The sequence below is a fragment of the Clostridium sp. SHJSY1 genome (assembly GCF_031626875.1).
Lineage (GTDB): Bacteria > Bacillota > Clostridia > Clostridiales > Clostridiaceae > Clostridium.
In genome coordinates this window covers 73,457-87,595 of the sequence record NZ_JANDMF010000021.1, presented here as the reverse complement: position 1 = coordinate 87,595, position 14,139 = coordinate 73,457, and the positions used below count along the sequence as shown (strand labels likewise).

Annotated in this window: 10 protein-coding genes; 1 reads left to right on the top strand and 9 read right to left on the bottom strand. The window is 28.4% G+C overall.

Annotation, left to right across the window (positions count from 1 at the left end):
* Positions 1-289: 289 nt before the first annotated feature.
* The 7 genes from gabT to NNC19_RS11310 form a co-directional block, all read right to left on the bottom strand.
* Positions 290-1,630 carry a 4-aminobutyrate--2-oxoglutarate transaminase gene (gabT, locus tag NNC19_RS11340; RefSeq protein WP_310938764.1) on the bottom strand — a complete coding sequence of 447 codons (1,341 nt, stop codon included), beginning with the start codon at positions 1,628-1,630 and terminating at the stop codon, positions 290-292.
* Positions 1,631-1,818: 188 nt separating this feature from the next.
* A complete protein-coding gene (locus NNC19_RS11335; protein ID WP_310938763.1) occupies positions 1,819-3,108 on the bottom strand; it encodes a CapA family protein in 1,290 nt (429 codons plus the stop codon).
* A gap of 124 nt (positions 3,109-3,232) precedes the next feature.
* Positions 3,233-4,453 carry a PucR family transcriptional regulator ligand-binding domain-containing protein gene (locus tag NNC19_RS11330; RefSeq protein WP_310938762.1) on the bottom strand — a complete coding sequence of 407 codons (1,221 nt, stop codon included), beginning with the start codon at positions 4,451-4,453 and terminating at the stop codon, positions 3,233-3,235.
* A gap of 153 nt (positions 4,454-4,606) precedes the next feature.
* Positions 4,607-5,995 (bottom strand): APC family permease, encoded by a 1,389-nt coding sequence (locus NNC19_RS11325; RefSeq protein WP_310938761.1) that lies wholly within the window; start codon positions 5,993-5,995, stop codon positions 4,607-4,609.
* A 106-nt stretch (positions 5,996-6,101) separates the two neighbouring features.
* Complete coding sequence (locus NNC19_RS11320; RefSeq protein WP_310938760.1) at positions 6,102-7,232, bottom strand: iron-containing alcohol dehydrogenase; 1,131 nt, start codon at positions 7,230-7,232, stop codon at positions 6,102-6,104.
* A 220-nt stretch (positions 7,233-7,452) separates the two neighbouring features.
* Complete coding sequence (locus NNC19_RS11315; protein WP_310938759.1) at positions 7,453-8,907, bottom strand: PAS domain-containing sensor histidine kinase; 1,455 nt, start codon at positions 8,905-8,907, stop codon at positions 7,453-7,455.
* Between the two features lie 53 nt (positions 8,908-8,960).
* Positions 8,961-10,307 carry an FIST N-terminal domain-containing protein gene (locus NNC19_RS11310; protein ID WP_310938758.1) on the bottom strand — a complete coding sequence of 449 codons (1,347 nt, stop codon included), beginning with the start codon at positions 10,305-10,307 and terminating at the stop codon, positions 8,961-8,963.
* Between the two features lie 369 nt (positions 10,308-10,676).
* On the opposite strand from NNC19_RS11310, the gene NNC19_RS11305 reads away from it, so the two are divergent.
* Positions 10,677-11,291, top strand: a complete 615-nt coding sequence (locus tag NNC19_RS11305; RefSeq protein ID WP_310938757.1) for a DedA family protein — start codon at positions 10,677-10,679, stop codon at positions 11,289-11,291.
* 46 nt (positions 11,292-11,337) lie between these two features.
* On the opposite strand, the gene NNC19_RS11300 is transcribed toward NNC19_RS11305, so the two are convergent.
* Both NNC19_RS11300 and NNC19_RS11295 read right to left on the bottom strand, forming a co-directional pair.
* Complete coding sequence (locus NNC19_RS11300) at positions 11,338-12,102, bottom strand: MerR family transcriptional regulator (RefSeq protein WP_310938756.1); 765 nt, start codon at positions 12,100-12,102, stop codon at positions 11,338-11,340.
* A 153-nt stretch (positions 12,103-12,255) separates the two neighbouring features.
* Positions 12,256-13,956 carry a cellulase family glycosylhydrolase gene (locus tag NNC19_RS11295; protein WP_310938755.1) on the bottom strand — a complete coding sequence of 567 codons (1,701 nt, stop codon included), beginning with the start codon at positions 13,954-13,956 and terminating at the stop codon, positions 12,256-12,258.
* Positions 13,957-14,139: the final 183 nt, after the last annotated feature.

Below are 14,139 nucleotides of genomic sequence, written 5' to 3'. Positions count from 1 at the left end.
TCTTTGTTAACATTTTTATCACCCAAGAATATTTTATTATAAAAACGAAAGAGTGTCGACTTTGTCGACACTCTGAAGTCATCTCTTTTGAGATGACTTCCTCTATATATACTGCAAACGATAAAAAATATTACTTGCTTCTCTTAGGTGGGAATCTAATTGTAAGCTATGGGTTAACTTACTTGAAGCAAGAGGTTTATCACCATGACTTTATTATAGCTTTTCTTTATTTATTAAAATAGATATCTTTAGTCCCTTTTTTTATAGGACTCTTGTCCTTTTTTAATGTCTACATACATTCTTTAATTGCTCCTTCTAGCACATCCATTCCATATTCAACTTGTTCTTCTGTCATAACTAATGGTGGTAAAAATCTTATTACATTTCCAAATAATCCTGCATTTAATAATATAACACCTTTTTCATAACATCTTTTAATTACCTCTTTTACAATATCTGTATCAGGTTCTTTTGATTCTCTATCTTTTACAAATTCTATACCAATCATAGAACCAAGACCTCTAACTTCCCCTATTACATTAAATTTTTCTTTCATCTCATTAAGTCTTCCAGTAATATATTTCCCAAGTTTAAGTGACTTTTCACATAAATTCTCTTTTTCTATCTTTTCAATTACTTTAAGTGCTGCTACACAACCAAGTGGACTTCCACAATATGTTCCACCAATTCCACCAACACATGCGGAATCCATTATTTCTTTCTTTGCAACTACAGCACTTAAAGGAATTCCTGCTGCTATTGATTTTGATAATGTAACAACATCTGGTTCTATTCCATAATATTCATGAGCAAACATTTTACCAGTTCTAGCAAATCCAGCTTGTACTTCATCTACTATAAATACTATATTATTTTCATTACAGATTTTTTGTAATTCTTGCATATACTTTGCTGTTGGAACTACAAAACCACCTTCTCCTTGTAAAGGCTCAACAATTAAACATGCTATCATATCTGGAGAAATTGTTGTTTTTAACATAGTTCTAAGCTTTCTAATACACTCCTCTGCATATTCTTCTGGAGAAACTCCAAGTGGTGCTCTATAAGCATATGGATAATCAAACTTATAAGTATCTGGTGCAAATGGCCCAAATCCATTTTTATAAGGTTTATATTTACTTGTAATTGACATAGTCATATTTGTACGACCATGAAAAGAACCTGTTGCTGAAAGAATACCTGTTTTTTTAGTATAAGTTCTAGCTATCTTTATAGCGTTTTCTAAAGCTTCTGCACCACTATTTGCAAACATGACCTTTTTTTCAAAATTTCCAACTGTTATTTCTGTTAACTTTTTTGCTAAAGCTCCATAAGACTCATATGTTACCACATTGTATCCTGGATGGATATACTTCTCTGTTTGTTCTTTTATTACACTTACTATTTCTTCATCGCAATGTCCTACATTTTGAACACCAATTGCTGCTGCAAAATCCAAAAAAACATTTCCATCAACATCTTTAATTAAAGCTCCCTTTGCTTCTGAAATAGCAATATCAGTTGATACAGATACTCCATTTGCCACATATTTCTTTCTTTCCTCTAAAATGGCCTTTGATTTTGGTCCTGGTATTGAAGTTACTAACTTTACATTTATTTCTTCTATCATTATATAAGCCTCCTACTCATTTAATTTTCTTCATAAAAATAGGGTCTTCATGATTATTTACATGAAAGACCCCATCGTCTAGAATTTTTTATTTTTCTTATATAATAATACTTTTAATTTTTCTTTTCTATGTTCAAGCATTATAATATTTTTGTTCTTTTTGGCTAAAGTACATATGAATGTTTTATCTATGAAACCTTATGAACTCCTATTTCGTTTGGCTCTAAAATTTTTTCTGTATTATTTAAGGCTCTTTGAACCCTTGTATATACTGAATCTGGTATATTAAATTTTTCCTTATCCCTTAAAGCATCATTAACAGGTATTACTTTATGAACTAGCACTCCATCACCTTTAGGTTCCCTATATACCCATGTTGGTATTACATTATATTCTTTTAACTTTACCTCTCCATCTTTTACATCTAATGTAAATTTTATAACTGTTCCATCTTCTGTATCAGAATCAATATTTTCATCATGTGTAACACCTTCATCTGCACATTGATTTGAGATAAAATTTCCTTGTGAATACACTACAAAAGTCTTTTTCCCTTTGCTATTTGTGATAACACCATATGGTTCTATTACATGGGGATGACTTCCTAAAATAATATCAACTCCCATCTCACTTAACTTTTGTGCCATATTTTTTTGGGTATTATTTTCTTTAGTAGAATATTCATCTCCCCAATGAAGATTTGTAATTATAAAGTTTACTCCTGATTTTTTCATATCATCTATATTTGAAGCAATGTTACTATAAAATGTATCTAATTCATCATAATTAAAAGTATTTATAAGGCCATTAACCTTATTAGGTATAGGAATACTATTTATAGTTCTTTGTCCATTTTCTTTCTCCGTTTCATAAGTATATGATATTATTCCTATTTTCTGTCCATCTACTTCTTTTACTAAATATCCTTTGTCATTAGTGTTATTTTTTACTCCTACCATATCTATATTATTGTTTTTTGTGACACTTAAAGTACGTAAAAAGCCATCAGACCCCTCATCTAAAATATGATTATTTGCATAATTTATCACATTGATTCCCATATCCTTAAGGCTAGGCAATACCTCATCTGGACTATTAAAAGTTGGGTATCCTGAATATTCTCCTCCACCAAATGTTGTTTCTAAAGTTCCTATAGCTATATCTGCCCCTGAAACTACATCCTTCATATAATTAAAGCTTGGCTTAAAATCATATCCATCTTTTGTTTTAGCTCCTACTAGCTGTTTCCCATGAAAAAGTATATTTCCTACAGATGTTATTTTTATAGTACTATTAATATCAGGCTTATTCTCTAATGTAGTATTAACTGCCTCTGCTTTTTCTTCATTCTCAACAGTTTTAATCTCCACAGAATCTTTTTTTATAATTTCTGTAAATATAAGAATACAACCAGCAACAACTAATACTGTTATTAAAGTAACCTTATTAAATATTCTTGACTTTTTAAATCTTCCCATCCCCAAAGACAACTCCTTTCTTCACTTACATATATTGTAATATTATATAGCAAATTTAGTCAATAAATCTTTTTTAGCCAAAATAAAGCCCACCACTTTTTGTGATAGGTCAATATCATAGATACTATTTATTTAAAATACTATTTATATATAATGCAATTTTCACTTTCATACAATCATCAAAGTTATGTAAATCACAATTTAAAAGCTCTTCTATCTTTTTTATTTTATATTTAAGAGTATTTCTATGTAGAAATAATTTTTCTGCTGTAAGTGTTATATTACAATTCTGATTTAGATATGTTTCTAAAATTTTTAGAAAATCATTATCTTTATCATCACTATTACTAATTGCCCCTAAAGTGTCAGTGAAGTAATTTTCCAATATATTTGTATTTTTAATGTCAAATAATAGCCTGTAAATTCCTATGTCTTTATATGTTGTAACAATCCCATCTAATCCTTGACACTTTGCACTATTTATGGCTAATTCCGCTTCATTTAATGATTGTTTCATCATTTTTAATTCTTTATATGAGTTTCCAATGCCTACACTTACCGAAAGATTATCCATCCTTCTTTTTAATACTTCTTGTATTTCATTTAATGCTTTTTGTAATCTATTAATACAATTTTCTTCTGATCTATTTATAAAAACTACTGAATCATCCTTATCAATAATAGGAACTTTTAGTGCATGCTTTTCTAATATATCTTGTACTATTTTTCTAAATGTAATTTTAATTTTAGATATACTTTTTTCATCTTCTAAGTTCTTTACCTTCAAATACCTTTCAAATCCATCAATATCTATAACACAGGTAAAACATTCACCTGATAAATTGTATCCAAAATATGTTGCCTTCTCTATAGCATCCCCAGCTAATTCTCCATCTCCAAAAAGAATATTACTAAAAAAATGGGTAAGAGAATTTTCTTCAATACGAGATAACACAATAGAATTGCTTATTTCCCTTGATACTTCAACTAACTTTACTTCCCATGGAAGTGTAAATAAAGGAAGTTCAAGGCTGTCTGCAATTCTAATAACTTCTTCTGAAATGCTTTTTATGTATGGACCTATATTTATAATTAATCCTGATCCATTTTTTTCACTAATTCCTTTAATAAGCTTTTTTAGTATCTCCATATCATCTTTGATTCTAACACCAGTTATTATTATAATTTCTCCACCTTGTAACCATTTGATTCCCTCTAATGGATTTTCAAAACATTCCGCAACATATATCCATTCTATACACTTTTCTAATCCTAATGCCCCTCCAACAAGATTAATCTTTTTCAATGAGTCTAATTTAAGTATATCTTTAACTGAAATTGACATAATAGCCCCCCTAATTTTTATCAATTTAACTCAATATTATGCTTATTATATTTTTATCATATACTTATTAATAAAGAAAGATATATATACAAAAATTTCATTTAATTGAAATAAACGTCTCACAATATTATGAGACGTTCATAAAACTTCACCTTATTCTAATACATAGCTTTCTACTTCACTAACTTTTCCTTTTCTAAAATCCTTACCTAATATATTGCTAATTATAAATCCAAGTAATATCCATCCCAATACTATATATGGAAAAATATTATTAGGAAACTCTGGAATAGGATAAATATTAGAATATAATACATATAATAATGCTACAATTGATAATATTGGAACTATTAAATGAGCCTTACTCCAAATTCCGTTCTTAGTAAAGTATACTATAGCCCCAACACTTGTAAAAATATATGAAACAAGTATTGCTAATGACCCTATAGTTGCTAAATATCCAAATACCTCTATTCCATCACATTTAAATAATGTAAGTTGTACTATATCTGAAACTATTATTATTAAGATTAATGCAAAATATGGTGTATTGTGTTTAGAATGAAGTTTCATCATAATCTTAGGCATTAATCCATCTCTACTTAATGCAAATAACATTCTTGAGCCTGCACAATATGCTCCAAGTGCACATGAAAAATTTGAACATGCTGCAACTAAAAGTAATACTGTACCAAAACTTGTTGCTATATATTTTGTGGATAAATCAGTAAGTGGTAAAGTTGAAGATGATAATGCTTCAAGCCCTTTTGGATCAAGTCCAAATCCCATAACTTGTGCATAACTACATACTAGGTAAAATGCTCCTGATACAAATACTGCACTTATTATTGCTATAGGAATAAACTTTTTAGGATTTTTTGTTTCTTCACCTAAACTTGAAGCACTTTCAAAACCTATAAAAGAAAGGAATGCTAATACTGAAGCTGATGCTAATGCTGATGTACTAACTCCATTTGTTTTAAATGGCATTAAGCTTAATCCTGTTGTAGTTCCAACTTTAAATATAATTATAATTGTTAATATTAAAATAAGAGATATAGATATTCCTTCTACAACTAGAATAATTCTATTGCATATCTTAGCATCAGCTATTCCTAAAATGATCATAGCTATTGAAGCTAACATTGAAAGTGGAAGCCAATTCACATTTACTCCAAATACAGCTAAAAATGCTGAAAAAAAATTTCCAAAGCCTACTGCTGTTCCCCCTCCAAGTGTAATATATGCTAGTAAAAGAGCCCATCCCGATGTAAATCCTGTTTTCTTGCCTAATGCTTTTTGGGTAAAAGTATAAAGTGAACCTGCTGCTGATATATATTGATTGAATTTTATAATTGAATAAGACACAAATCCTACCACTATAGTTGAAATTAAAAATACAAGTGGAGCAGAAAATGAACATTTCTCTGCCATCAAAGACACATTTAGTGACATTGCTGCAGTTGGTGCTATAATCGCTACTGATAAAGCTATTGTCTCAATAATACTTAAATTATCCTTTTTTAAACTTAACTTTTCCATTATTATTCCTCCTAAAAACTATTTTAATTAAGAAATTCAAAAAGACGCACTGTTTCTTGTTCAGTGCGCCTTTGCATTTAATTTATTAAACTTTTTGTTTTACTTTTTATAATGCTTTATAGTATATTTCTTTAATCTCTTCTAGACCAAACTCTTTTGGATGGTTTACAATACTTGCTTTTGAAACTTTCATACAATTTTCCGCCATCCATTCAACATCTTTTTCTTTAACTCCAAGCTCTCCTAAATTTACTTTTAAATCAATCTTTTTAAGGAATTCACTTATAGCTTCTGCACAATCTTCTGCTCCACTACCTCCAAGTATTTTTGATATATCTCTATACTTCTCCTTAGAAAATTGCCATGAATTTTCTACTATTATAGGAGTTAGTGCTGCAAGTCCTTTTCCATGAACAATATCACATAACCCACTTGCTGGATGTTCCATTCCATGAGGGGCTGTTACTCCAGCAACTCCTATTACCATACCTCCAAGTGTACTAGCAAGACTTACCTTTTCCCATGATTCTAAATCCCTTGAATCATCATATATTTTAGGTAAATGTTCTGCTAGCAACTTTATACCATAAAGTGATTGCATATCAGTCAATGGCTGTCCTATTTTGGAAACATACGATTCCATATTGTGTGCTAAAGCATCAAACCCCACAGATGCAAGTATACTTTTAGGCATTGTAGTCATAAGTTCTGGATCTATAATTGATGATTTTGCTGTAATTACATTAGTTCTTAAAGATTTTTTGTCCTTTGTTTCAGGGTTTGTAAGAACTGAAAAACAATTTCCTTCACTACCTGTTCCACAAGTTGTTGGAACTAAAACTATTGGAAGTGCTTCATTTCCTTGCTTTATTCCAAATATATATTCAGATATAGCTCCACTGTTTTTAGCTGAAAAAGCAATGCTTTTTGCAGCATCCATGATACTTCCACCTCCAAGACCTAATACAACATCACATCCTGTTTCCTTAATAACATCAACACCTTCATATACTGTTGTAGTAAGAGGATTTTGCTCAACCTTATCAAAGATTTCATATTTTATATCTGCTCCTTCTAATAGGTTTATAGTTTTATCAAGCAATCCAGTTTTTTTTGTGCTATTTCTTCCTGTTACTATAAGTACTTTTTTACCATACTTAGATACTTCTTTCCCTACCTCACTTATTCTACCTCTCCCAAATAAGAGGTTAACTGGCAAGTTATAATTAAAATTCATAAGTACTTCCTCCAATTAAACTATTTTTTATATCTAATGTTTTTTCTTTTAAATACAATTTTATCATAATAAAAAAAGATGCCTTTATTTTTTAATAAAGACATCTTTGTCATGTTAATAATAGCAAACTTAATCATTATATTATATATTTGTACTATACAATATTTTAGTGCACACTGTACAATTAATTTAATTTTCTGAATTATAAATGTAAATTACACTAATTATATATATCTGAGAATTCTATATTTATTTTTTCTATATATCTTTCACTTTTATTATTGCATTGTTCATTTTCTTCTAAAGCTTTTCCTTGAACTAATTTGCATGGAAGTTTTATTATAAAGATTGTTCCATAATTCTCCTTACTTTTAGCTGATATTCTTCCTCCATGTAACTCTACTAAACATTTAACAAGTGAAAGTCCTATTCCACTTCCTTCATGATCTCTTGCAAGTGATTTATCAACTTGTATAAAACGTTCAAAAATAGAATTTACTTTTGCTTCTGGAATACCTCTTCCTGTATCTTTTACCTTTATACAAACACTTTCATCACTTGTCTCTATACTTACCATTATTTTGCCTCCCTTTGGAGTAAACTTAACAGCATTTGATAAAAGATTTAATATAATTCTTTCAATTTTCTCTGGATCACATCCAATTATCTTTTCTTCTGTATCTGTATCAAATATTAATAATAACCCTTTATTTTCTATATATTCTGCCACTGAACTAGTTATGTCTTCTACAGTAGAAATAATATTTACATTCACTTCATTTAAATCTAAATATCCTGAGTCAATTTTAGTTATATCAATTAAATTATTAGTCAATCTTAGAAGGCGATAACAATTTTGTTTCATTATGTGTGTATATTTATTCATATATGTAGATGCATTTTCACATTTGCAATTTTTCAGCCTAAGTTCATGTAGCTGTAGTGCTGAAAAAACAACATTTATTGGAGTTCTTAACTCATGTGAAATATTTGAAAAGAATTCTGTTTTAATCCTATCATACTCTTTAATCTCATATAGTCTTTTTCTTTCTTCCTCAACATTTTTTTGTAGCTCTTCCATATGCTTTCTTTGAGTAATGTCAATAGCTACAATCATTAGCAACTTATGCTCATTTTTCATTTTACCTATATTAGCTAAATAACAATCCCAAATTTTCATACTTCCATCTTTTGTCTTTATAAAAACTTCTCCACTATGCTTTTTTCTTTCAGAGTTATCTCCGAAAATTCCTTTAAAAGGTTTAGATATTTTTTCTAGATGATCTTTAGTTTCTATATCTTCACTAGTATATCCAGTAATATTAACCCAATTCTTGCTTACTGTTACTATTCTTCCATCATCATAATATAACATAATTGGAACTGGAGCATCTTCTACAGCATATCTAAATTGTCTTTCTCTCTCTTTTAAAGCTTCTTCACTCTTTGTTCTTTCATTTATCTCTTCCTCTAGCATAATATTAAAGTCTTTTAATTCTACTGTAATCTCTTCTAATTGCTTTGTTTTTTCTCTTAGTTTATTTTCTAAATCAATATTGCTTTTTCTTAATTCTTCATTAATCCTTTTTATCTTATCAATATACTCCCTATCTTCTACCTCTAACCCTTTTTTAAGGAGTTCATTCTTTTTTAATTCATTAATCAAATTATCCATCATTTATTACTCCAATATTACAGAATATTTTATTTTATCACCATTATCCATAATTACACTTTTTTCTTTGATCTAAAAAGTAACATTGTTGAAGTTTGATTAGTATGACCTATAAATTCTTCTCCATATGTTGCAAATCCTATTGTAGGAATAGAATTGAATATTTCAGCATATGATTTATCCTCATCCCTACTCTTAAGTTTTAAAATTCTCTCTATACAATCAAAATTTATTATTCCTTCAATTTTTCCATTCTCTCTGATTTCATTATCTATTACCCTGTTGGTGTCTTTAAGTATATCTGTTGTTTCTAATAGAGTAACTTCCATCCCATTAAGTATCTTACAACGAAATTCTATTTTAGTATCATTTAAATGTAAGGGACATCTTACATATATGTCATCATCTCCAACTACTAGCCCTACGGGATTTGTAATAAAATATTTTCCCACATCATCAATAGAATCTGCACCTACTGCATCTGCATAGGCTATTCTAGCTGGCATATTATTAAATTCTATTACTTCCCTAGTTGCTTCATTAACTTTATTAGCTATTAACGTATTACCTAAGTTTTTAAAGCTTTGTGTCTTAATGATATTAAATTCAGCATCATCATTTATTTTTAACATTAAAAGAATTGTTGCTCCAGTATATGCTTTTCCATTCGCACATACATGAGTTCTAATATGTTTATTATCATCCCCTGCAGTTCCACCAACAAAAAAAATATTTGTCCTATTCCCTATCTTGTCCATAATTTCTTCTTGATTTTTACTTATTCCATCAATTAAAATTATCCCTACATATTTTGTTATATCCATAGTATATAAACTCTCTTGAAAATATTTTTCAAAAGAATTGAAAGCAGGTTCTAAATTTAAATTTTCATCAATATTCTCAACTACTTCTAATTTCATATCAGAAACAACTTTTGAATTAATAGCCATAGCTACAATAGAATTGCTCATCATTTGTCCACTTATTATTTCCCCTGCAGTAGAGCAACCAATTATAATACTTTCACTAAAAGTTTCTTTCATAAGATAACTCAAATTTTCTTGATTAAAATTTGAAGAGGCAAAAAATACTATTAAGTCTTTATCTGAATTTTCAAATTGCTTCTTTATATCTAATATACTTTCTTCTTCTGTAGTTTTCTTTGAGAAAGCTGTTTTTATATTCAAATTATTTTCTTTTGCATTAGTTTCTATTAATTCTCTTTTTATATTCCAAAGTTTTTCTATTATCTTTGGATCATCATATGAATATTTATTAAATTTATTAGGATTAAGTCCCTTTAAAATTAATTTAGCTTTAGTCATCTCTCTAATAGCTGGATTTCCTTTAGATCTTTCTTCGATTATTTCTTCAATCATTTCTTTTACTTTACCAGGCAAGCTGTCTCACCTCCTTGTATTTGTTAGTTATGATTAACTATACTGTGACAACCACCAAAATCTAACAATATTATAGCATAATTTTCTATAATTTACTTATTCTTTATACTTCATATTTTTCTAATTTACAATTTATTTACTAATAAGATAGTATATAACTAAAAAATATACAATTGTTTAATTATACACTCAAATATTTAATTAAAAATATTCTATTGTTAAATTGTCTTAACAAATATTGATTGTATAAATATTAATAAGGTATACTTAACCTCATAAGGAGTTAAGATTAACTCTGTTAAACAAACCCTTTATAAATACTTTTGTTTTATGGAAATTTAATTATAAAAAACTTAGGAGAAATGAAATATGAAAGATTTGATTTTAAGCTTCATGGAAACCCATGGTTATCTCGGTACATTTCTTATGATTTTATTAGAAAATGTTTTTCCCCCTATCCCTTCAGAAGTTATCCTCACCTTTGGTGGTTTTATGACTACTTATACTAATTTAACTGTTATCGGGATAATTGTCTCTGCTACTTTAGGTTCAGTAGTTGGAGCTGCAATTCTTTATAAAATAGGACATGCACTTAGCATAAAAAAACTTGAATCTATAATAAATAAATATGGTCATATTCTTAGACTAAAGATTAGTGATATAGAAAAAGCCAATTCTTGGTTTGACAAGTATGGTTACATAACTATATTTCTTTGCAGAATGGTTCCATTAATTAGAAGTCTTATATCTATTCCAGCTGGTATGACAAATATGAAATTCAGCCTCTTTATGATTTATACTACTTTAGGAACATTAATCTGGAACTCAATACTTGTTTATATTGGTTCAGTTCTTGGTTCTTCTTGGGAAGATGTTTTAGTCTTTATGGATGCATATTCAAATATTATATATGGAATTTTGGGATGTCTACTACTAGCATATTTATTTGTATTATTAAAAAGAAAATCTAAAAATAAAATTTAATAAAAAGAGATTCAAAATTATCAATATCACTTTGAATCTCTTTTAGTTATTCTTTCATTCCTGTATAAATCAAAATAGTATCTCTTAAAAATTCTGCCATACCAGGTTCATCTTTATCATAATATTTTCTAAACCTTTCATCATCTACATACATTTGTGCAAGTCCTGCATGAGCTTCACTACTATATTTATTCCAATAAAATTCAAGCCAAATTTTATGAAGCATTGCTGCTTCTTGAGCTTTTGAACTTGCTGGATTTCCATCTTTAAAGGCTTCTTTTAAAACTTCTTTAAATTTCACTTCCAATTCTGTGGCTTCCTTAAATTGTTCTTCTGTCAAATTCATTAATTTTATATTTGCTTTATCAATTATACTTTCCCCATACTTATCCCTTATCTCTTTACCATATTTATTTTCATTTTCTTCAACTAACTTCTTTTTAAATCCTTCAAATTTTTCTTTATTACTCATTTCACTTCTCCCTTCTTTAAATTCAATTGTTTTATCTAAATTCTCTATTAATTTATCTAATTGTTTTCTCTTTTCTAAAAGTTTCTCACGATGTTCTCTTAAAGCTTCACTTTCATTGAAGGAAGGATCATTTACTATTTTTTTTATACATTCTAAACCTACTCCAAACTCTCTATAGAAAAGTATTTGCTGCAGCCTATCAACTTCCTTATCTCCATAAATTCTATATCCTGATGAATTAATTCTTGCCGGCTTAAGAATTTCTATTTCATCATAATATCTAAGAGTTCTAGTTGTAACACCAGATAATTTTGCAAGTTTTTGTACTGTATATTCCATTTATTATCTCACCTTCTTCCTTACAAGTTAAATATACCTCTTTACGCAACGTAAATGTCAATAACTTTTTTATTTAACCTTTTCATTTAGCCACCCTAAAAAACCTTGCAATAAATTTATCCATTGCAAGGCTTTTTTGTATCCAACTAAAGTTTATTTTATTATTTTTACTTCACTTCCACTTTTAAGTAATTTGCATTGAAGTATTTCTCCACTTTGGAAATGTACCTTAAAAGTAATTTCTCCATCCTTAGCTTCTGCAAAGAATTTATCTTTAATAGTTACTTTATTTTTATCATAATCAACAGAAAATGCCTCATTAAATTGTTTATAAGTTGTCCAGCCTTGTGGTCCTGCCCCACTTCCATCAGAATTAATAGCCTCTAATGTTGTAACTCTGTCTCCATTAAAGTTTACTGGAATTTCAAATCCACTTGCACTTACTGTTCCATCATCTAATTCTGGTGTCTTATAATGGGTAACAAAAATATCCCAATCAGCACCTTTTGAAAATCTCATTGTTAGTGTAGCATTTACTCCATATTTATCTGTAATTAATTTATTTAGATATTCTCCCTTTATTGTTACTATATCATTCTCTCTAGTATAATCTTTTCCTAATACTAATTTTTTATCTCCACAAATTATTGAATTTAAGTTATTTCCATTTGATGTTAGTTTTATTGAAATATTATTATTTCTAGTTTCATCTTTTATAAATATTCTATCTGATTCAGCATATGAACTTCTTGTTTTCCAAGATGCCTTAATAATATTGTATAGACTTTGATCACTCCAATTAAGACTAGTTCTTCCCATATGTTGACCATTGTCCCAAAGCATCATAGTAATATTTTTTTGCTTTGCGTAATAAGTCACATATTCAAAATACTTTAACATTTCACCATGCTCAATACCATTTAAATTATTATCAAATGCAAGTAATCCATATTCACCACAGATTGTCCCAATTCCTTTTGATGTAAAATGATTATACATTCTATCAAAAGAATTTTTCAGCTCCGAAATTACAGTATCATTCATAGTTGTTGTCCCTGCTATATTAACACTAAATGGCCAATATCCATAGTAATGAAATGTTGCCATTATATTATCATCCTTACACTTTTCAATTGTATTATATAAGGATTCACATTTATCATCACTATCATTAGTATTTAATGTAGGTAATACTAACATACGAGTTGCATTTTTGCCTCCTGAATTTCTAACTATATTATAAAATTCAGTATTTACTTGCTCTAATGTTTTAATTTGATTAGCAGTATCTCCTGTAAATTGTGGTTCATTTAATGATTCAAAACAAACTTTATCAGAATAATCTTTAAAATAATCTGATAATTGAGTCCAGATAGCTTTATATTTTGCTATTGATGCACCATTGTCTCCACTTGTCCCTATTGAATTAGCCCAACTCCATGAATCATGATGTATGTTTATCATTACATATAACCCCTCATCAAGAGCCCATTTTACAACTTCAGCATAACGATTTAAAAACTTTGAATCAATTTTATAGTCTGGTGCTGCTCCTGTACGCATTACAGTTGTAAAAGGCATACGTATACTTTTGAACCCTTGAGATTTAATTTTTTTAATTAATTCCTTTGTTACAATTGGATTTCCCCAAGATTCTTCCCCTCTATCGCCATTTGTATCAAAAGAATCAAAACTATTACCTAGGTTCCAACCTGGTTCCATAGCATCTGCATACTTTTGAGATTTACTTTTTGTTGCTGCTTCTGTCTTAACCATTGGTGTACATATCAAACAAGTTGGAATTAATAACACCAATGCTACTAAAAATACAAGTAATTTTTTTGTATTTTTCATAAATTTGTTCCCCCTTAATTTATATTTTTGTATTTTTACTATATATATTAAATTTCCTAATTAATATATATTTACCAGCTACAATTATATATTTTTTCTTCTCTTATTTAACAAAAAATTCTTAAAAGTCCTAAATTAACTCTTATTTTATATTTAATTCAAAATTCAAGAAATATGATTCTA

What these genes read in the sequence shown, in the direction of transcription:
- NNC19_RS11335 (WP_310938763.1), bottom strand. Translation starts at nt 3,108, where the DNA reads ATGGGAAGATTTAAAAAGTCAAGAATATTTAATAAGGTTACTTTAATA.
- NNC19_RS11295 (WP_310938755.1), bottom strand. Translation starts at nt 13,956, where the DNA reads ATGAAAAATACAAAAAAATTACTTGTATTTTTAGTAGCATTGGTGTTA.
- NNC19_RS11325 (WP_310938761.1), bottom strand. Translation starts at nt 5,995, where the DNA reads ATGGAAAAGTTAAGTTTAAAAAAGGATAATTTAAGTATTATTGAGACA.
- NNC19_RS11315 (WP_310938759.1), bottom strand. Translation starts at nt 8,907, where the DNA reads ATGGATAATTTGATTAATGAATTAAAAAAGAATGAACTCCTTAAAAAA.
- NNC19_RS11330 (WP_310938762.1), bottom strand. Translation starts at nt 4,453, where the DNA reads ATGTCAATTTCAGTTAAAGATATACTTAAATTAGACTCATTGAAAAAG.
- NNC19_RS11305 (WP_310938757.1), top strand. Translation starts at nt 10,677, where the DNA reads ATGAAAGATTTGATTTTAAGCTTCATGGAAACCCATGGTTATCTCGGT.
- gabT (WP_310938764.1), bottom strand. Translation starts at nt 1,630, where the DNA reads ATGATAGAAGAAATAAATGTAAAGTTAGTAACTTCAATACCAGGACCA.
- NNC19_RS11320 (WP_310938760.1), bottom strand. Translation starts at nt 7,232, where the DNA reads ATGAATTTTAATTATAACTTGCCAGTTAACCTCTTATTTGGGAGAGGT.
- NNC19_RS11300 (WP_310938756.1), bottom strand. Translation starts at nt 12,102, where the DNA reads ATGGAATATACAGTACAAAAACTTGCAAAATTATCTGGTGTTACAACT.